Genomic DNA, 17,972 nt, shown 5'->3' with positions numbered 1-17,972 from the left:
ACCTCTATATAATAATGCGTCGCATTAAACATTTCGTTTATCGCGATGCCCTCACCCGGTAAGCGTCGCATTAGTCAGAAGGATCTCTATGCAAGGCTCTTACCTGCCCCCTCTGCGCCTGCTGGGCGTACTGCTTTTGGCGGCCTGTTCACTGACGGTCCAGGCCGCCACCGATGAAACCGACCACTCGGCCACCTTCGAAAAAAATCAACAATCCTACGTGATCAATGCCGATGGCAGTTTCGTCCAGACCATTGAACTGGTGACACGGATCAATGAAGAACGGGCGATCAAGAATAATGCGCAACGTTCGCTGAGCTACAACCGCTCCCTGGAAACCCTCGAAGTGCTTGAAGCCTTCACCCAGAAGGCCGATGGCCGCCAGGTGAAGGTGGGCGCCGAGCAGATCAAGGAACAGCAGGAGACGGCCTCTTCCGAGGCGCCGATGTTCCAGGACTCACGGGTCAAGGTGGTGATTTTCCCGCAGGTGGCGGTCGGTGACCGGCTGGTCCTGCGTTACCAGCGCCAGCGCACCACGGCGCTGTTCCCCCAGCAGTTCGAAGACTTCTTCGTGCCGGACTTCTACGACACCGAACAGTTGAGCCTGAGCTACGACTTGCCGGCCGACAAGCCGCTGTTTGTCGACGCCCGGGGCTTCAAGGCAAGCACACCGGCCGCCGCCGCCGGGCGCAAGGTGTACCGTTGGGACTACGTACCGCAGGCAAAGGCGCGTATTGAAACCGGCGCCGTGTCCTATGTCGATTACGGCCAGTTCCTCGCGGTCTCGACCTTCGCCAGCTACAAGGACTTTGCCCAGGCCTATGAAGCCAGGGCCCAGGTAGAGGTCACGCCGGCCATTACCGCCCTGGCCAAGCAACTCACGGCCAACCTGACCACCCCGCACAGCAAGGCCCTGGCCCTGAGCGACTGGGTGCGCAAGAACATTCGTTATGTGGCGGTGTATGTCGGCGCGGGCGGTGTGGTGCCGCATCCAGCCCAGGCCGTGCTGGATAACCGTTATGGCGACTGCAAGGACCACGTGGCCCTGCTTGAAGCCATGCTGCGCGCAGTGGCAATTGAAAGCTCGCCGGTGCTGGTCAACCTGGGTAACAGCTACACCCTGGCCAAAGTGCCTACCCTGGGCGTGCTCAACCATGCGATCACCTACGTGCCGGCCCTGGATCTGTACCTGGACTCGACCGCCACGGCCATCGCCGCCGGTTACCTGCCAATCCCCGTGCTGGGCAAGCCAGTGCTGTTGACGCAATCCGGCGAACTGGCCAAGACCCCGGCCGCGCAAACCGGCAAGGTCAGCAACGACCTGCTGTTCAAGGTCGACAGCAACGGTGCGGCGGACTTTGTGCATGCCACCACCGTGGAAGGCTGGGGCTCGGAATTCAATCGCTACCTGCTCAATGCCATGAAGCCGGCTGACCGCGACTCGATGATCCGTAACGTCCTCGGCTGGTACGGGCAAACGGGCCAGGGCACGTTCAAAAGCGACTCGCTGCAAGATGAAGTCAACCCGTTCAAGAACACCCTTGAAGGGCGCACCGACAACCTGGTCAACCTGCCAGGCCCAACCGGTGTACCAGCACTCAGCAGCCTGGTCGGCGGCATTGCGCAGAACGTGTTTGCCTTTGCCTCCGAAAAAGACCGCACCCAAGGCTTCGGTTGCCTCTCGGGAGAAACCCAGGAGCAGGCCCGCTTCGAGTTTCCCAAGGAAGTCAGCGTCCTCGCCGTGCCCAAGCCGCAGTCCCTGCAACAGGCCGGCTTTGACTACCAGGCGACCTACGCCAAGGAAGGCAATACGGTGCTGATCACCCGCCATTTCAAGTTCGCCCATGCCAATACGGTATGCAGCCCCGAGGACTTCAAGGCGATGAAGCCGGTGATTGAAAGCATGGTCAACGACCTCAAGAGCCAGATCATCGTGCAGACCCTGTAAGCAGGACCAGCGCCCAGGCGGCCAGGTACAGACCCACCCCAAACACCCCATGGGCCAGCGTGCTGCGCAACCGCGCAGTATTAGGCCTGGGGGTTCTGGACGCCGCGATGCCGGCGCCCATCGCCGGTTGCAAGACGAAGAACGGCGCGACCACTGACAGCACACCAAAGGCCAGGGCCGGCAGCAACGTCGGCTGTCGTGCCCATTCAAGCCCCACCATCAACAGCAGCAACGCCGCAAAGAACACCCCGATCAGGTAATGGGTGACCCAACCCAACAATCCCTCCCCCGGCACCGCTGGTGATTGGGCGATACCGGCATGCATCCAGCGCCCACGCGGCAGGTGGCCGACCCAGCGACCGACCATGGAAAAATCCAGGGACGGCACGCCAAGGCAACGCTTGAGCAACAATGCCCAAAGATCCATGACCAGGGTCGCACCGGCCCCGATAACCACCGAATACCCAACAAACTCAAGCATGCCGCGCTTCCTTCTGATCGTGGACGGTGAACGCAGCAGAGAGGCTTAGGCGTCACCCAGACAAACATTCAATTAATTGATTGAATGTTTGGCCGATGCTAGGATCTTTGCCATGAAACCGTCAAGCCCCCTATTCCCCGCCGATCACTTCACCGCCCTGGCAGACATCGCCCGGACCCTGGGCCATGCCCATCGTCTGGCACTGCTGGAGCACATTGCCCAGGAAGAACGCTCTGTCGAACAACTGGCGCAACTGTCCGGCGTGTCTGTCGCCAATGCCTCGCAGCATTTGCAGCAACTCAAGCGCGCGGGCATCGTGCAGACGCGTCGCGATGGCAAACGTGTGCTGTACAGCCTGGGGGGCGGGCCGGTGGCACCTTTGCTGGAAGCATTGCGGGGCTTCCTGGCGTTCCAGCATGCCGAGATACGCGAGGTCGCCCTCGACAGTCTTTCGCGACGTGAGCGCCTGGAGGGCATCTCCATCGAGGAGCTGCTGATGCAGATGCAAAGCCAGAGCGTGGTGCTGCTGGATGTGCGCCCCGAAGATGAGTTCGCTTCAGGGCACTTGCCCGGTGCGCTCAACATCCCGGCGCAGGCCCTGCAACAGCGTTTGGCCGAGCTGCCCAAAGGCAAGCACGTGGTCGCCTACTGCCGCGGGCCTTATTGCGTACTGTCCACCGATGCCATCAACACCTTGCACGCCCATGGCTTACCCGCGCGCCGGCTGCGCGCCGGGTTTGACGACTGGAAAGCGGCCGGCCTGAGTGTCGAACACCCCCCTGCAAGACTGGAAAAATGATCCGACTCCTGGAACCCAAAGACCTCGACTGCGTCCTGCAAATCTGGCTGGATGCCTCGCTCATCGCCCACGACTTTATCGACCCCGCCTTCTGGCAATCGCAGGTCGAGAACATGCGCAACCTGTATATCCCGGCCTCAGAAACCTACGTCATGGAGCGCGACTCAAGGGTCGTGGGTTTCTACTCGCTGCTCGATAACCAGATGGCCGCGCTGTTTGTCGCCCCCGACTGCCAGGGCCAGGGCATCGGTAAACGCTTGATGGCTCACGCCAGGAAGCAGCGCCCCGTGCTGACCCTGGCGGTGTATAAAAACAACACCGCCAGCTGCCAGTTCTACCTGTCGCAAGGGTTTGTAGTCACCCATGAACAGGTCGATGAACACAGCGGCCAAGTGGAATACTTGATGAGCAGTGGCGCCAGCGCGCCTCAGTAATCCGTCATCACCACCATCACTTCAGCGTCCGCCTCGCTTTCCGCCAGGTAGATATGACCGATGCCGCTGTTGAAATAAGCGGTTTCGCGGCAGCCAATGCTGATGGACTCGCCCGTTTCGAATTGAATCCGCACCCGTCCGGACAGCACCACCGCAAACTCCTGGCCGGGATGGCGGATGTAGTCGTCAAACTGGGTCAGTTCACGGGCGAAGATGCGCGCGTACATCGGCGTCATGCGCCGCCCGGGGAAGTCCCCTGCCATCGGGTGGTAATCATAATTGCCCGTACTGTAGCCCGCCGCGCTATCAATGGCGGTGCTGACCACTGTGGGCTGGAGCAGGTTCGCCAGCGCCTTCACCGGGCTGAATAACTGCGCAATATCCACACCCAGCGCACGCGCCGCCGCCGCCAGCTTTTCGTAGCTCACCGAGACCTGCGCCAACTCCATCTTCGACAGGGTCGACAGCGCCACGCCCGAACGCTCGGACAACTGCTTGAGCGTCAGCTTCTGGTCTTTGCGGATCCCCCGCAAACGCGCGCCGACCTGGCTGCGATCTATCAGCGGATGGTCCGGGGAACACGAAGCGGGCGCTGTCTGATCGGAACTCATGCGGTCTCTCTGTCGTACAAAAAACGGTGCGGGGACTAGGGCCGGAATATTAACCCACGACGAAGGCTTGACTGGAAAATTCTCATATCCTACATTTCTCTTATGTGAGAATTATCAAAAACGAGAAAAACTTCATTCGCACACACAAGGGACGTCGGCATGCAGGACAGTGATTGTTTCGATTTCGCCATCATCGGCGGCGGCATTGCGGGCGCGTCACTGGCCTATCGCCTGGCCGGCGAAGCCAGTGTGGTGGTGCTCGAACGTGAGAGCCAGCCGGGGTATCACGCTACCGGCCGGTCTGCCGCCATGTTCATGGAAACCTACGGCACTGCGCAGATTCAAGCGCTGACCCGCGCCAGCCGGGCCTTCTACGAGCAGCCACCGGCAGGCTTTACCGAGCACGCGCTGCTGGAGCCACGCGGCTGTCTGTATGTGGCCAGTCACGAGCAGCAGTCGTTACTGCAAAAAACCTTCGACGGCCATCAGGCAAACACGGCCAATGTCTCGTTGATGGATTGCGAACAGGCGCTGGCATTGGTGCCTTGCCTGCGTCCGGAAATCATCGCCGGCGCCATGCTTGAAACCGAGGCCCGCGACCTTGATGTGCATGCGCTGCACCAGGGTTTCCTGCGGGCCATGCGTCGTGCCGGGGGTGTCTTGCAGTGTGACGCGCAGTTGAGCACCGCCATCCGCCAGGGCCGGCATTGGCTGCTGACACTGGCCGACGGCCGACAATTGCGAGCTCGCAACCTGGTCAACGCCGCTGGCGCCTGGGCCGATCAGGTGGCGCAACAATGCGGCGTAGCACCGATCGGCCTGCAACCATGCCGCCGTACCGCCTTTACCTTCGACGGTCCCGAAGGCCTGGACTTTTCACGCTGGCCCGCCGTTATCGGCATCGATGAAAGCTTTTACTTCAAGCCCGACGCCGGCCAACTGCTGGGCTCACCGGCCAACGCCGATCCGGTCCCGCCACAAGACGTGATGCCCGAAGAGCTGGACATCGCCACCGGGATTTACCACATCGAAGCCGCCACCTCCCTGAGCATTCGCCGGCCACGCCACAGCTGGGCCGGCCTGCGCTCGTTCGTGGCCGATGGCGATCTGGTGGTGGGCTGGGACGAGCGCTGTGAAGGCTTCTTCTGGCTCGCCGCCCAAGGCGGTTATGGCATTCAGTCGGCGGCCGGGGTCTCGCAACTGGCCTATGCCCTATTGCTCGATCAACCCTTGCCTGAGGCGCTGCGGCGCCAGGGCGTCGAACCCCAGCGCCTGGCTCCCGCCCGCTTGCGCTGATCATTCACTCTGCCGAGGTTCCCTGTCATGCCAGAAAGTCTCCAGCGTTATCCCAGCCACCTGCCCTACCCGTTTTCCAAAGCCATTCGGGTGGGCGATCTGTTGTACCTCTCCGGGCAAGTGCCCATGGACCCGAAAGGTGAAGTGGTACGCGGCGATATCCAGCTGCAAACCGAAGCCGTCATGAGCCGCATCGGCGAAACCCTGGCCGAATGCGGCGTGGGGTTTGACCAAGTGGTAAAGGCTACGGTGTGGCTGTCGGACATGCAGCACTTCGCCGGTTTCAACGAGGTGTATGCGCGCTACTTCAAACAAGGTTTCCCGGTGCGCTCCACCGTCGGGGCGCAACTGGCGCTGGGGGTCGATATAGAAATCGAAGTCCAGGCCTGGGTCGGCCCGCCAACCCGCTGATACCTGGCGAAAAGCCTCAAGGCAACGCGTTTCGTTGAGGTGTTTCACAAGCAAGCTCGCACGCCCCTTAACAACAACAATTCAAGGGAAGTCGTCATGAAAGAAAGTCTGAAGATTGCCGGTGCATTTGTCGGTGTGATCGTCGGTGCGGGGTTCGCCTCGGGCCGGGAACTGTTGCTGATGTTCGTCGATTTCGGCGTGTGGGGATTACTCGGTGCGGTGCTCAGCGCCGTACTGTTCACCTTCCTCGGCATGGCGCTGGCGGGCATGGGAAGCCGCCTGCGCGCCACCTCCCATAAAGATGTGGTGTATGCACTGTGCGGGCGCCACCTGGGGGTGTTGGTCGACCTGATGATCACCTTTTTCATGTTTGCGGTCACCGTGGTCATGCTGGCGGGCGGCGGGGCATTGCTGGAACAGCAGTTCGGCATCCCGGCCACACTGGGCAGCGTGGCGGTCACCCTGGTGGTGATCGTTATCGTGTGCCTGGACGTGCACAAGGTCATCGGCCTGATCGGCTCGGTCACGCCGTTTTTGATCCTCACAGCCGTCGGTGTAGCGCTCTACGGCGTTGCCACCCGTGGCCAGGGCTTCGCAGAGCTGGATCAACTGGCCAGCCGCCAGAGTGCCGGTGCCAGCCATTGGCTGCTCGGTGCATTGCTGTACGTGTCCTACAACATCGTGGCCGGCGTACCGATCCTGGCGATCATGGGCGGCGCGGCGAAAAGCGAAAAACAGGCGATCTGGGGCGGAATTCTCGGCGGCGCCATCCTGGGCCTGCTGATGCTGGTCATGAGCCTGGGACTGTTGTCGCGCCTGGACAGCGTGGCGGATCTGCCGATGCCAATGCTGTCCATCGCCAGCGAAGTCTCTCCGGCCCTCGGGCTGCTGATGGCGGTGATTATCTTCCTGATGATCCTCAACACCGCCGTCGGCACCTTGTACTCTTTCTCGGCCCGCCTGCTGCCACCCGGCACCCGCACATTCCGTATCGGTTCGGCCGCCTTCGCGGTGCTGGCCTTTGCCGGCAGCCTGATCGGTTTTATCAGCCTGGTCGGCCAGGTGTATCCGCTGTTTGGCTACCTGGGCTTCTTGCTGATCGCCGCCGTGTTGATTGGCTGGTTGCGCCTCGGGCGCCTTGCCGGGGCAACGGGCTAAACCCAAGGCTGGTGGCTGGTCACGCAGTGAATGCCACCGCCGCCTGCGGCGATGGCATCGATATTGAGCTGCACCACCTTGCGCCCCGGGTAGAGCCTGGACAGCAGGTCGAAGGCCTTGCGGTCGGCGACCTTGTCGCCAAACTCTGGCGCAATCACTGCGCCATTGATCACGAAATAGTTGATGTAACCCGCCGCATAATCCGGGTTGTCACGACTAAAGCGGTTGCTGCGTGGGTTGAGCGGCGGCGACACGGTGTGTACTTGCAATGGCCGGCCATCGGCATCGGTGGCCTGCTTGAGAATGTCCAAATGGGCCAAGGTGACTTTGTGGTCGTAGGACTCAGGGTCGGTGTCCAGGTTGGCGATGACCACGCCCGGCGTGACAAAGCGTGCGTAAAAGTCGACATGGGCGTCGGTAATGTCCTTGCCCTTGATGCCCGGCAACCAGATGATCTTGCGCAAGCCCAGCCGGGCTTTCAGTTCGGCCTCCACATCGGCCTTGCTCCAGCCAGGGTTGCGGTTGGTATTGATCCAGCTGCTTTCAGTCATGATCCCGGTGCCATGACCGTCCACTTCGATGGCACCGCCCTCGCCCACCAGTTCGCTGCGGATATAGGTTGCGCCTGCCAGTTCGGCAACGTGAGCCGCCAGTTCGGCATCGTCGGCGTGCTGCTGCTTGTTGCCCCAGCCGTTGAAGTTGAAGTCCACCGCGCCCAACTGGCCCTGGTCATCCACGACAAAGTTGGCGCTGGTGTCACGCATCCAGATGTCATCCAGTTCGGCGTGGACGAAAGTGATATTGCGGGTGCCGCATTTTTCCTCGGCCAGCTCGCGCTCCTCTTCGCGGCAGAACACCGTGACCGGCTCGTACTCGGCAATGGCCCGGGCGATACGGCCCAGGGCGTCCTGCACAGCGGGAGTGAAGTCTTCGTGAATCGCCTCCTGGGCGCCAAAAGCGATAAAGGCGCGCTGGTGTTTCTCGCCCTCATCGGGCATGAACCAGCGGCCCTGGAGCGCCGCCTGCACAGGCAAGCCCATGGACGCGACGGCGCCCAGGCTGGCCACCACCGCGGCCTGTTTGATGAATTGGCGACGTGTGCTCATGTGTACCTCTGTGTGAACCATCATTGACCGATGGCTGTCTTGAATTTAGTCCAAACCCGCATGCGTGCACGCATGTCGGCCTGGGGAATGTCCTGCCCGGCCACCAGCCGCTTGAAAGTGGCGTCATCCGGGTAAATCTGCGGGTTGTTGCGCATGGCCGGCTCAACGCTGGCGCGGGCCTTGGCATTGGCCGTGGGGTAACCGGTGAAATTACTGATGGCCGCCATGTTCTCCGGGCGCATGACAAAGTTGATGAACGCGTAGGCGTATTCCGGATGCCGCGCATCCACAGGAATGGCCATGGTGTCCATCCACACCGTCGTGCCCTCGCGGGGAATGTGGTACTGGAACTGGGCTTTTTTACCCGCCGCATCGGCCGCCCGTTGCGCCTGGGTCATGTCGCCGCTGTAGCCCAGGGACAGGCACAGGTTGCCATTGACCAGGTCGCTCACCGGCTGCGACTGGAACTTGCGGATAGAGGGCCGCAGCTTGAGCAACAGTTCGCTGGCCGCCGCCAGGTCCTCGGGCTTGGCACTGCGCGGCTCGCGCCCCAGGTAGATGAGCACGACGGCCAGCACTTCATCCGGCGAGTCGATCAGCGAGATACCGCAGTCGGCAAATTGGCGGGCCAATTCAGGCTTGAACAACAGGTCCAGGCTGTTGACCGGCGCATTCGGCATGCGCTGTAGGATCTGCTCCGCGTTATAGGTCAGGCCAATCGTGCCCCAGGTGTAGGGCACGGTAGCCTGATTGGAGGCTCGATAATGACTGCGCAGCTGTTGCAGGCCCGGCTCGATATCATCCAGCGCCTCAAGTTTTGCCGGATCCAGCGGTTGCAGACTGCCGGCACGCATCAGGCGCTCGCCCACGGTGTCGCCGGGGAAGATCAGGTCGTAGCCACTGCCACCGGCCATCAACTTGGCCTCCAGGGTCTCGCTGCCCTCCATCACGTCGTAGATCACCTGGATCCCGGTTTCGGCAGTGAAGCGGGCCAGGGTGTCTTCGGCAAAATAGTCGGCCCAGTTGTACAGGCGCAGGATCTTTTCGTCGGCCTGTACCGTCGGGATGACGATGCTCAGGGCCAGAGTGCAGTGGATCAGCTTCATGTCATACCCCTTGGGTCTGCCAGCGTGGGTGCAGGTGGCGACCGTCCTGGGTCAGCAAGCCGCCATACATGTCCGGGCGGCGGTCACGGTAGATGCCCCAGGTCAGGCGCTCTTCGGCCATGGCCGCCAAGTCCAGCTGCTGAACCAGCACGCCGGTGCTGTCACGGTCGGCCTCGGCCAGCAGCGCGCCTTTGTGATTGCAGATAAACGACGAACCGTAGAAGTCCATCTGCAAGCTCGCATCGGTGGTCGCCACTTCCCGGCCGACACGATTGGCCGCCACCACCGGCAGCAGATTCGCGGCAGCATGCCCGCGCATGGCCATCTGCCAATGGTCACGGGAATCCAGGCTGGCACAACCGGGTTCGGAACCGATGGCGGTGGGAAACAGCAACACCTCAGCCCCCAGCAACGCCAGGCAACGTGCGGTCTCGGGGAACCACTGGTCCCAGCAGATGCCCACGCCGAGGCGGCCGAATGCGGTGTCCCAGACCTTGAAGCCGGTGTCGCCGGGGCTGAAATATTCCTTCTCCTGATAGCCGATGGCATTGGGGATATGGGTCTTGCGATACACCCCCAGCAACTGCCCGTCGGCATCGGCCACGCTCAATGAATTGAAGTAGGCATTGCCGGCCTTTTCGAACCAGCTCAACGGCAGCACTACTCCCAGTTCCCTGGCCAGCGCGGCGAAGCGCTTGAGCACCCTACTGTGGCGGTACTCCTCGGCCAGAGCCAAGTGTTTGTGTTGTTGTTCGATGCAGAAATACGGCGTGGCGAACAGTTCTTGCAGCAGGATAACCTGGGCGCCCTGGGCCGCCGCTTCACGCACCAATCGCTCGGCTTGCTCAAGGTTGTGCTGCAAGTCCCAGGTGCAGGGCATCTGGGTAGTGGCGATGGTCAACAGAGTCATGGCATCACCCCTGTACCGGCCAGGCCGGCTGTTGCTGGGTGATGCAATGCACACCGCCGCCGCCATGGGCCAGGTGATTGATGCGCACCGGCACCACCACACGACCTGGGAATGCCTGGGCCAGCACATCAGCCGCCACTTGATCCGCCGCGATGCCATAGGCCGGCATGATGATCGCGCCGTTGGCAATGTAGAAGTTGGTGTAGGACGCGCAAAACACCTCGGCGTCGGCATCCACTGCCTCGCTGGCTTCATAGAGCTCGATCAACTCGAACCGGCGGCCCTGGGCATCGGTGGCCAACTCCAGGGCGCGGCGGTTTTCCCTGGCCACCTCGGCGTACACCGAGCCCTGATCATGGGTGGCGTCGACCAGCAACACGCCAGGTCGGGCAAAGGCACATACGCCATCGACATGGCCATCGGTCATGTCCCCGGTGACAGACTGCGGATCCCCCGGCAACCAGATGGTTTTTGTCACCCCCAGCCAGCGCGCAAAAATCGCCTCCATCTCGGCTTTGCTCATGCCTGGGTTGCGGTTGGGGTTGAGCAACACCGACTCGGTGGTGATCAGCGTGCCCTCACCGTCCACATGAATTGCCCCGCCTTCATTGCTCAACGGCGTGCCAAAACAAGGCAGGCCCAAATGGTTAAGGGTACGCCGGGCCAGGCCCTCATCCAGATCATGGGCCGACTTGCCACCCCACGCGTTGAAACGCCAGCTGACACCGGCCAGGCCCAGTTGCGAGTGGCCAATGAAACTGGGGCCGGAGTCGCGGCACCAACTGTCGTTGACCGCCAGCGCGATCAGTTCAATGTTGGGGCCGCACAGGGCTTGGGCACTGTCGAGTGCAGACGGGTCAACCACCAGTTTCACCGGCTCGAAGCGTGCAATGGCATTGGCGACCCGGGCAAAATCCTCCTGCACCTGGGCCAGGGTCACGCGCCACCCGGATTCCCAGAGCGCCTGGTTATGGGGCCAGACCATCCAGGTCGCGGCATGCCGGGCCCATTCCGCCGGCATCCACCAGCCGCTGTGTGGCATCTCGTTATGCAGCATGAAAACCCCCTTCTGAGTTAAGCCTTTGTGTTCACCAAAAACGGCGTACACGCTATGGGGATCCATGCTACGTTTGGCCAAACCGCCAAACAAACGATGGATTTTGCTGGAAAATGATTAGAAAAACTTATCAGTATGCTTAAGCACTGGCCGCCCCTGGGGGCACTGCGTGGCTTTGAAGCAGCCGCGCGGCTGGGCAGTTTTCATAAGGCTGCCAACGAACTGCACCTGACCCAATCGGCCATCAGCCAGCAGATCCGCAGCCTGGAAGCGTACCTGGAACAGCCGTTGTTCTTTCGCAATGGGCGCAGCGTCGCCCTGACCGATGCCGGCCATGATTTCCTCAGCACCACCCAGGCCCTGTTGCAGCAACTGTCGGTGGGCGTGCGTCGACTGGGGCAGTACCGCAAGGCCAATCAACTGGTGCTCAACACCACGCCCGCCTTTGCCCGCCACTGGTTGCTCCCGCGCCTGGGGGATTTTCGCCGGCGCCACCCGGACGTGGACTTATGGCTGTTCAGCACCGATGAAGTGCCGGACATGGCCACCCAGACCATCGACCTTGCCGTGCGCGATGACATCAGCGCCCAGGCCGAGTGCAGCTTCAAAGTGCTGCATGCCGACCGCCTGTATCCCGCCGCCCATCCCAGCGTACTGACCCTGCCCCGCGAACAGCGCACGACCCTGCATGGCGAGCGGGAAATGGACTGGAGCCATTGGGCGGTGGAGGCCGGGATCGATGTCGGCCAGCAGGACCAGGGCCTGAATTTTTCCGATCCCGGCCTGTTGCTGGACGCGGCCTGCGGCGGCCTGGGTATCGCGCTGGTCAGCCAATTGCTGAGCCAGCACGCGCGGGACAATGGCCTGCTGCAACCTTTGGTCGAGGCGACCATTCGCGGCCCCAACTGGGCCTTGCTGACCCACCGTGACAGCGAAAACGACCCATTGGCGCGCAGCTTCAGCCAGTGGCTGATAGGCAACCTGACGCCTGGAGGCTCGGATGAGTGAGGGGCTGGAAGATATTCTGAGCGAACGGCTGGCGGTGATCTTTTGTGGGATCAACCCCGGCCTGCTCGCCGCTACCCAGGGCCATCACTTCGCCGGGCGCGGCAACCGTTTCTGGCGCACCCTGCACCTGGCCGGGTTTACCCCGCATCAAGTGCCCCCCGAGGAGGATCGGACGATCTTGCAGTACGGCTGCGGGCTGACCACGGTGGTAGAGCGGCCAACGGCGCGGGCGGATCAGTTATCGCTGGATGAGTTCAAGGTAGCGGCCGAAGGGTTTGAACACAAGATCCGCCGCAATGCACCGCGCTATGTGGCGTTTCTGGGTAAGGCGGGGTATTGCGCATTGTCGGGCCAGCGGGAGGTCGCGTGGGGACTTCAATCCAGGACGTTGGGGGATGCTGCGGTGTGGGTACTGCCTAATCCCAGTGGCAGAAACCTCGCCTTTACGCTGGACCAACTGGTGGATGCCTACCGTCAGTTGCGCCAGGCAATGGATGGCAGATAACCAACATCTCTCACAAGTGCCTTGATAAAGCCGCTTCACCCGAAAGCGACCGATGCAAAGTTCCCATAGCCACACCTCAATATGTAACATTTTATGCCAAAACAGTTTTTAGCATAAATTCTCAAATAGTATTGGTTCTCATTTTAATAATTGAGAATAATTCCCATGCGCGCCGGCACCACCCCTCCACTCCCACAGCGTCACCTTCTGGCTTCTACCATCAGCGTTGCCATCGCCTCGTCTTCCGGCTTTGCTATCGCCGCCGAAGGCCAGAAGGCCCTGCAATTGGATAGCATCAAGATCGAAGCCGCGCGCAAAGACTCCAGGACCGAGCACTCGGCGTCGAGTAAATATGTGGCCCCGCTGCTCGATACACCGCAAACCATCACCGTGGTGTCGCCCAAAGTGATTCAGGAGCAGCAGGCACTGAGCCTGCGCCAGGTGCTGTCCAACGTGTCCGGCATTACCTTCAATGCCGGTGAAGGGGGTGGCGGATCTGGGGACAGCATTAACATCCGCGGCTTCTCTGCCAACAGCAACATCCAGATCGATGGCCTGCGCGACAGTGCGCAAACCAGCCGCACCGATACGTTCAACGTCGAACAAGTGGAAGTGATCAAAGGCCCCAACTCGGTATTCGGCGGTGCCGGCACCACAGGCGGCAGCATCAATATCATCAGTAAACAGCCTCAGGATCAGGCATTCACCCGCCTTGGCGGCAGTATTGGCACTGACAACTACTACCGTCTGACACTGGACACCAACCAGCCGCTTGAGGGTGTAGGCGACAACAGCGCGGTGCGCCTCAACCTGATGGGGCATCAGAACGACGTCGCCGGCCGTGAAGAGATCGATCGGGAACGCTGGGGGATCGCGCCGTCGCTGCGGTTGGGCGTCAACGAATCTACAAGCCTTACCCTCAGTGCATTTCACCAAGTCGATGACAATTTGCCGGACTACGGCGTCCCGGCGCTCGACGGCAAACGTTTGTCCGGCGTTGACCGCGATGCTTACTTCGGCTGGAAGAATCTCGACAAGGAGAAGCTCGAACAAAGCGCCTTCACCGCCAACTTTGAACACGACTTCAACGACAACCTGCGCCTGCAAAACCTCACACGCTACAGCCGTACTGACCGCGATACCATCGTGTCGGCCTCGCACGTCAACACCGGCGGCGTGTCAGCGGGCCGCTACCGCCCGGCTGGCCCACAAGCTTATGGACGTGATGCCATCACCGAAATGTGGATCAACCAAACCAACCTGATCAGCAACTTTCAACTTGCCGGAATGCGCCATGACCTGGTGACCGGTGTTGAAATCTCCCGTGAAACCCTGGACCTGAAAACCTACAACCATGGCCTCGGTACCTCTTTGTACCCCGGCAACGGTTATGACCTGGGCAATCCACCTGGCCACTGGAGTGGCCCGGTCAACAAAACCACCAGCGGTTACACCGAAACCAAACTGACCGACAAAGCGTTGTACCTGTTCGACTCCATCGCCCTGCATGAGCAATGGGACCTCAACCTGGGCCTGCGTTACGACAAGATCGAAGGCCGGGCAAACGGATACACAGGCACCCACGTACAAACCTCCAGCCTGTCCTCCACCGACGAAAAACTGAGTGCCCGCACCGGCCTGGTGTACAAGCCGACCGAGAACGGTCGCTTCTATGTTGCCTGGGGCAACTCTTTCAACCCATCGGCAGAAAACCTGGCATCAAACGGCGGCGGCTTGAGTGCGGCGACCGAAAACCTGGCGCCGGAGAAAAATGAGACCTGGGAGCTGGGTACCAAATGGGAGCTGTTGGACAAACGCGTGGAGCTGGATGCCGCGCTGTTTCGTGTCGAAAAAACCAACGCTCGCGAAACGATGTCTGACGGCTCCACCCAGTTGGCCGGCAAACAACGCGTGCAAGGCTTCGAACTCGGCGTGACCGGTCGCGTCACTGAACTGTGGGATGTGTTCGCCAACTACACCTTCCTCGACAGCGAAACCCTGGATGCCGCCAACACGCCAGCCGGTAATGATCGCAAAGGCCAAGCCCTGGGAAATACGCCACCGCACTCATTCAACCTGTGGACAACCTATGAACTGCCGGCTGGCTGGTCTGTCGGTTATGGTGCGCGATATGCCAGCAAACGCAATGTAACCTCCAGCACCACCGCCAAGCTGGATGCCTTCTGGGTGCACAACGCGATGGTGGGTTATCAGGTCAACGACGATTTGGAGCTGCAGTTGAACGTCAATAACCTGTTCAACAAGGACTATGTCGAGCGAGTACGCCAGCAGAACGGCAACGCTGCACGCTCCTCGGCTATTGAATACGGCGATGCGCGCTCAGCGATTGCTTCGGCGACCTACTCGTTCTGATCAGAACCATTCATACCCCCCGCTCACGCGGGGGCTCGCCCAGGCACGCCGCCTGCGCCCGCTCGGAAAGCGGGACGCTGCTGGGCAGCAGACTCAGGACATAAGCCACTCGCGATGCACTGCCCAGGTTCACGATGAAGGTGAACGGCGAGTCGGTGAATTCAAAAATCAGGTTGAAGGTGCCATAGGCGCTGCGCGTGTCCACCAGCAAAATATCGTGAAACATGCGCTGCTTTTGCCGAAAAACCCGGTAAAACAACTGCTGACCGTCAAGGCGAAACATCGGGTTAAGACTATTGGAAGCCACAGCCACCCAAGGAACACGCCTCAACCCGGTGAACGTCGCCAACACTGGAATCGCCTTACCATCAAGACCAGTGTCAAGGGCGTAGGCAGGCGCTGCCGACTTGGGTTTTCGTAGCTTTTTAAACAACCAATACATGAACCAAAACGACAGGCCCTGGGCGATGATCACCATCGCGCCAAAAGCTAACTCTACCCAACTGAAACTCATGAACTTTTCCTTGGGCACTCGGCACCGAAGGTATTGCGGCGATAGGCAATCCGTTGCGTACCCTGCCATGCACAGGCACAAAAAACACGAAACGTTTGACTTATCCTTTTCAATCAGTAAGATACGCCGCATTCCGCGATAGCTCAGTTGGTAGAGCAAATGACTGTTAATCATTGGGTCCCTGGTTCGAGTCCAGGTCGTGGAGCCATACACTAGAAGAAGCCTGCAGAAATGCAGGCTTTTTTTTGCCCGAAATTTCTCGTGTACCCCTATCGACAAGGAGTCGACCCGTGAAAAAACTGCATGACCATCCCTTTTTCAAACCGCGCCGCCCCACCGCCACACTGACACCGAAAAAGCCCACGCTTTCCTCCGGCACCCTCCTTTCCCTGGCAGCAGTGGTGATTTCCATTGCCGCCGCGTCGATTTCCTTCTGGCAACTGGACCTGATGCGCGAGCACAACCGCCTTTCCGTACGGCCCTACCTGATGATTACACCGCATTTGACGGCGAAAAAAAGCGGACTGTACTTATCCAACGAAGGGATTGGGCCGGGCATCATCACGTCGTTCACTGTTCGCGTCGGCGACAAGCAGTTCGACGGGCTGGGGGACAGTCGCTGGCCGGCCGTGCTGGAGAAAGCGCGATTGAATCCCGAGTGTTTCGCCAAAGGCTGGCCTACCGAAGGCGCAGCGGTCAGGCCTGGAAATGACATCGTGATTCTGGAGCCGACTAAAAGCACGCAGTTCGGCCCCTTGTGCCTGCTGCAAATGAGCCTGTTCCTGCAAAGGAATGACGTGTTTGTGGAGATGCACTATGAATCGCTCTACAAGGAACCCTTCACCTTTTCCGGCCCGTTGAGCATGAATGAAGCCATGGACATGGGCGCGTTGGGCAAAATATTGCAGCGGTGACCACGCGCGCCCTCGTTACGGTAACTGTTCAATCACCCCACTGCTCTTCAACAGCCCCAACTGCTCACTGGACAACCCCAACCGCCCCGCCAACACCTCATCCGTATGCTGGCCCAACATCGGCGCCGGTCGCACGTACTCCACCGGGGTGCCGGACATCTTGATCGGGCTGCCGACCATGGCGAAGTCAGGGTTTTGCGGATGGGGAATCTTCACCATCAGTTCGCGGGCGATTACCTGTGGCTCTTCCAGGGATTGGGCGATGTTGTTGATCGCGCCCACCGGGACTTTCGAGGCATGGATACAGGCGACCCACTCATCCGCCGTGCGTCCAAGAAAGTGCGCCGACAACAGCTCGACGATCTCGGCGCGATGAGCAACGCGATCGGCATTGCGCCGAAAGCGCGGATCATCCGGCAGGTGTGGCAGGCCGATGCTCTGGCACAACGCGATAAATTGGCTGTCGTTGCCGCAGGCGATGATGAAGTCGCGGTCGGCCGCACGGAACACCTGGTACGGCACGATGTTGGCGTGGGCATTGCCAAAGCGCTGGGGCACTTTGCCGGAGGCCAGGTAGTTCATGCTCTGGTTGGCCAGGGTCGCGACTTGCACATCCAGCAGGGCCATATCGATATGCTGGCCGACGCCGCTGCGTTCGCGGCTGAGCAGCGCGGCCTGGATCGCCACGGTGGAATACAGCCCGGTCATCAGATCAGAAAATGCCACGCCGACCTTTTGCGGGCCGCCGCCCGGCAAGTCATCGCGCTCGCCGGTGATGCTCATCAGCCCACCAATACCCTGGATGATGAAATCGTAACCGGGCTCTTCGGCACGTGGGCCGGTCTGGCCGAAACCGGTGATGGAGCAATACACCAAACGTGGATTGACCTCGGCCAGAGTCGCATAGTCCAGGCCGTAGCGCGCCAGGGAGCCGGCCTTGTAGTTCTCGATCAGCACGTCGGAGCTGGCCGCCAGTGCCCGCACCAGTTCCTGGCCTTGCGCACTGGCCAGGTCGATGGCCACCGACAGCTTGCCACGGTTGGTGGACTGGTAATACGACGCCTGCCCGGACGACTCGCCGGTGTCGGTCTTCATCCACGGCGGCCCCCAGCCTCGTGTGTCGTCGCCACTGTGCGGGCGTTCGATCTTGATCACTTCTGCGCCCAGGTCCGCCAACACCTGGCCACACCAGGGACCGGCCAATACCCGGCTCAAATCCAGTACCCGCAAACCTGTTAAAGCACCCATTGTTTTTATTCCTGAAGGTCTGTATCGCCGACTGTGGATTATAGATTAAAAACCCATGACTAATTTTGCAGTGCGAAACAACATTTCGTATTT

18 protein-coding genes and 1 tRNA gene are annotated in these 17,972 nt (G+C 60.6%); 11 read left to right on the top strand and 8 right to left on the bottom strand.

Features of this window, described 5'->3' with window-relative positions:
* Positions 1 to 88 precede the first annotated feature (88 nt).
* Complete coding sequence (locus H097_RS09750) at positions 89 to 1,948, top strand: DUF3857 and transglutaminase domain-containing protein (protein ID WP_032859381.1); 1,860 nt, start codon at positions 89 to 91, stop codon at positions 1,946 to 1,948.
* Here the strand turns inward: H097_RS09750 and H097_RS09745 are convergent.
* Positions 1,929 to 2,429 carry a DUF2938 domain-containing protein gene (locus H097_RS09745; protein ID WP_032859379.1) on the bottom strand — a complete coding sequence of 167 codons (501 nt, stop codon included), beginning with the start codon at positions 2,427 to 2,429 and terminating at the stop codon, positions 1,929 to 1,931. The two genes, H097_RS09750 and H097_RS09745, sit on opposite strands and share 20 nt — an antisense overlap.
* 112 nt (positions 2,430 to 2,541) lie before the next feature.
* Here H097_RS09745 and H097_RS09740 point away from each other — a divergent pair, with 112 nt between their 5' ends.
* Positions 2,542 to 3,228, top strand: a complete 687-nt coding sequence (locus tag H097_RS09740) for a metalloregulator ArsR/SmtB family transcription factor (RefSeq protein WP_032859377.1) — start codon at positions 2,542 to 2,544, stop codon at positions 3,226 to 3,228.
* On the top strand, positions 3,225 to 3,662 hold the full coding sequence (locus tag H097_RS09735) for an N-acetyltransferase (RefSeq protein WP_032859375.1): 438 nt from the start codon (positions 3,225 to 3,227) through the stop codon (positions 3,660 to 3,662). The genes H097_RS09740 and H097_RS09735 overlap by 4 nt, the downstream gene beginning before the upstream one ends.
* Here H097_RS09735 and H097_RS09730 read toward each other — a convergent pair.
* Positions 3,656 to 4,273, bottom strand: coding sequence for an XRE family transcriptional regulator (locus H097_RS09730; protein WP_050593322.1), 618 nt, complete (start codon positions 4,271 to 4,273; stop codon positions 3,656 to 3,658). The genes H097_RS09735 and H097_RS09730 overlap by 7 nt on opposite strands.
* A 159-nt stretch (positions 4,274 to 4,432) precedes the next feature.
* On the opposite strand from H097_RS09730, the gene H097_RS09725 reads away from it, so the two are divergent.
* From H097_RS09725 to H097_RS09715, 3 genes are all read left to right on the top strand, one after another.
* A complete protein-coding gene (locus H097_RS09725; RefSeq protein ID WP_032859373.1) occupies positions 4,433 to 5,569 on the top strand; it encodes an FAD-binding oxidoreductase in 1,137 nt (378 codons plus the stop codon).
* Positions 5,570 to 5,596: 27 nt separating this feature from the next.
* Positions 5,597 to 5,980: a Rid family detoxifying hydrolase gene (locus tag H097_RS09720; protein WP_032859372.1), complete on the top strand. Its 384-nt coding sequence runs from the start codon at positions 5,597 to 5,599 to the stop codon at positions 5,978 to 5,980.
* Positions 5,981 to 6,076: 96 nt separating this feature from the next.
* The gene (locus H097_RS09715) at positions 6,077 to 7,138 is read left to right on the top strand and encodes a membrane protein (RefSeq protein WP_032859371.1); all 1,062 of its coding nucleotides are present in this window, start codon (positions 6,077 to 6,079) and stop codon (positions 7,136 to 7,138) included.
* Here H097_RS09715 and H097_RS09710 read toward each other — a convergent pair.
* Genes H097_RS09710 through H097_RS09695 form a run of 4 tightly spaced genes read right to left on the bottom strand, consistent with a single transcriptional unit; the run spans position 7,135 to position 11,317 of the window.
* Entirely contained in the window at positions 7,135 to 8,244 is a 1,110-nt protein-coding gene (locus H097_RS09710; protein ID WP_032859369.1) for an agmatine deiminase family protein, read from the bottom strand. The two genes, H097_RS09715 and H097_RS09710, sit on opposite strands and share 4 nt — an antisense overlap.
* Before the next feature lie 20 nt (positions 8,245 to 8,264).
* Positions 8,265 to 9,350, bottom strand: coding sequence for an extracellular solute-binding protein (locus tag H097_RS09705; protein ID WP_032859367.1), 1,086 nt, complete (start codon positions 9,348 to 9,350; stop codon positions 8,265 to 8,267).
* 1 nt (position 9,351) lies between these two features.
* Positions 9,352 to 10,260, bottom strand: coding sequence for an N-carbamoylputrescine amidase (aguB, locus tag H097_RS09700; RefSeq protein WP_032859366.1), 909 nt, complete (start codon positions 10,258 to 10,260; stop codon positions 9,352 to 9,354).
* A 4-nt stretch (positions 10,261 to 10,264) separates the two neighbouring features.
* Entirely contained in the window at positions 10,265 to 11,317 is a 1,053-nt protein-coding gene (locus H097_RS09695) for an agmatine deiminase family protein (RefSeq protein ID WP_032859365.1), read from the bottom strand.
* A 135-nt stretch (positions 11,318 to 11,452) separates the two neighbouring features.
* Here H097_RS09695 and H097_RS09690 point away from each other — a divergent pair, with 135 nt between their 5' ends.
* The 3 genes from H097_RS09690 (at position 11,453) to H097_RS09680 (ending at position 15,203) form a co-directional block, all read left to right on the top strand.
* Positions 11,453 to 12,325: a LysR substrate-binding domain-containing protein gene (locus H097_RS09690; RefSeq protein WP_032859362.1), complete on the top strand. Its 873-nt coding sequence runs from the start codon at positions 11,453 to 11,455 to the stop codon at positions 12,323 to 12,325.
* Positions 12,318 to 12,830: a G/U mismatch-specific DNA glycosylase gene (mug, locus tag H097_RS09685; protein ID WP_032859360.1), complete on the top strand. Its 513-nt coding sequence runs from the start codon at positions 12,318 to 12,320 to the stop codon at positions 12,828 to 12,830. Before H097_RS09690 ends, mug begins: the two co-directional genes overlap by 8 nt.
* 165 nt (positions 12,831 to 12,995) lie before the next feature.
* A complete protein-coding gene (locus H097_RS09680) occupies positions 12,996 to 15,203 on the top strand; it encodes a TonB-dependent siderophore receptor (protein WP_032859358.1) in 2,208 nt (735 codons plus the stop codon).
* Positions 15,204 to 15,213: 10 nt separating this feature from the next.
* On the opposite strand, the gene H097_RS09675 is transcribed toward H097_RS09680, so the two are convergent.
* Positions 15,214 to 15,717 (bottom strand): hypothetical protein, encoded by a 504-nt coding sequence (locus tag H097_RS09675; protein WP_050593321.1) that lies wholly within the window; start codon positions 15,715 to 15,717, stop codon positions 15,214 to 15,216.
* A 132-nt stretch (positions 15,718 to 15,849) separates the two neighbouring features.
* Here H097_RS09675 and H097_RS09670 point away from each other — a divergent pair.
* A tRNA-Asn gene (locus H097_RS09670) sits at positions 15,850 to 15,925 on the top strand.
* Between the two features lie 37 nt (positions 15,926 to 15,962).
* Complete coding sequence (locus H097_RS09665) at positions 15,963 to 16,631, top strand: hypothetical protein (protein WP_156356783.1); 669 nt, start codon at positions 15,963 to 15,965, stop codon at positions 16,629 to 16,631.
* A gap of 15 nt (positions 16,632 to 16,646) precedes the next feature.
* On the opposite strand, the gene H097_RS09660 is transcribed toward H097_RS09665, so the two are convergent.
* Positions 16,647 to 17,879 carry a CaiB/BaiF CoA-transferase family protein gene (locus H097_RS09660; protein WP_032859353.1) on the bottom strand — a complete coding sequence of 411 codons (1,233 nt, stop codon included), beginning with the start codon at positions 17,877 to 17,879 and terminating at the stop codon, positions 16,647 to 16,649.
* Between the last annotated feature and the right edge of the window lie 93 nt (positions 17,880 to 17,972).

This window comes from Pseudomonas sp. FH4 (assembly GCF_000510915.2).
Taxonomy (GTDB): domain Bacteria; phylum Pseudomonadota; class Gammaproteobacteria; order Pseudomonadales; family Pseudomonadaceae; genus Aquipseudomonas; species Aquipseudomonas brenneri.
This window is presented reverse-complemented; position numbering and strand designations above follow the sequence as displayed.

Bases quoted from the DNA above. Each gene is read 5' to 3' on its own strand.
- H097_RS09750 (WP_032859381.1), top strand. From the start codon at position 89: ATGCAAGGCTCTTACCTGCCCCCTCTGCGCCTGCTGGGCGTACTGCTT.
- H097_RS09745 (WP_032859379.1), bottom strand. From the start codon at position 2,429: ATGCTTGAGTTTGTTGGGTATTCGGTGGTTATCGGGGCCGGTGCGACC.
- H097_RS09740 (WP_032859377.1), top strand. From the start codon at position 2,542: ATGAAACCGTCAAGCCCCCTATTCCCCGCCGATCACTTCACCGCCCTG.
- H097_RS09735 (WP_032859375.1), top strand. From the start codon at position 3,225: ATGATCCGACTCCTGGAACCCAAAGACCTCGACTGCGTCCTGCAAATC.
- H097_RS09730 (WP_050593322.1), bottom strand. From the start codon at position 4,273: ATGAGTTCCGATCAGACAGCGCCCGCTTCGTGTTCCCCGGACCATCCG.
- H097_RS09725 (WP_032859373.1), top strand. From the start codon at position 4,433: ATGCAGGACAGTGATTGTTTCGATTTCGCCATCATCGGCGGCGGCATT.
- H097_RS09720 (WP_032859372.1), top strand. From the start codon at position 5,597: ATGCCAGAAAGTCTCCAGCGTTATCCCAGCCACCTGCCCTACCCGTTT.
- H097_RS09715 (WP_032859371.1), top strand. From the start codon at position 6,077: ATGAAAGAAAGTCTGAAGATTGCCGGTGCATTTGTCGGTGTGATCGTC.
- H097_RS09710 (WP_032859369.1), bottom strand. From the start codon at position 8,244: ATGAGCACACGTCGCCAATTCATCAAACAGGCCGCGGTGGTGGCCAGC.
- H097_RS09705 (WP_032859367.1), bottom strand. From the start codon at position 9,350: ATGAAGCTGATCCACTGCACTCTGGCCCTGAGCATCGTCATCCCGACG.
- aguB (WP_032859366.1), bottom strand. From the start codon at position 10,260: ATGACTCTGTTGACCATCGCCACTACCCAGATGCCCTGCACCTGGGAC.
- H097_RS09695 (WP_032859365.1), bottom strand. From the start codon at position 11,317: ATGCTGCATAACGAGATGCCACACAGCGGCTGGTGGATGCCGGCGGAA.
- H097_RS09690 (WP_032859362.1), top strand. From the start codon at position 11,453: ATGCTTAAGCACTGGCCGCCCCTGGGGGCACTGCGTGGCTTTGAAGCA.
- mug (WP_032859360.1), top strand. From the start codon at position 12,318: ATGAGTGAGGGGCTGGAAGATATTCTGAGCGAACGGCTGGCGGTGATC.
- H097_RS09680 (WP_032859358.1), top strand. From the start codon at position 12,996: ATGCGCGCCGGCACCACCCCTCCACTCCCACAGCGTCACCTTCTGGCT.
- H097_RS09675 (WP_050593321.1), bottom strand. From the start codon at position 15,717: ATGAGTTTCAGTTGGGTAGAGTTAGCTTTTGGCGCGATGGTGATCATC.
- H097_RS09660 (WP_032859353.1), bottom strand. From the start codon at position 17,879: ATGGGTGCTTTAACAGGTTTGCGGGTACTGGATTTGAGCCGGGTATTG.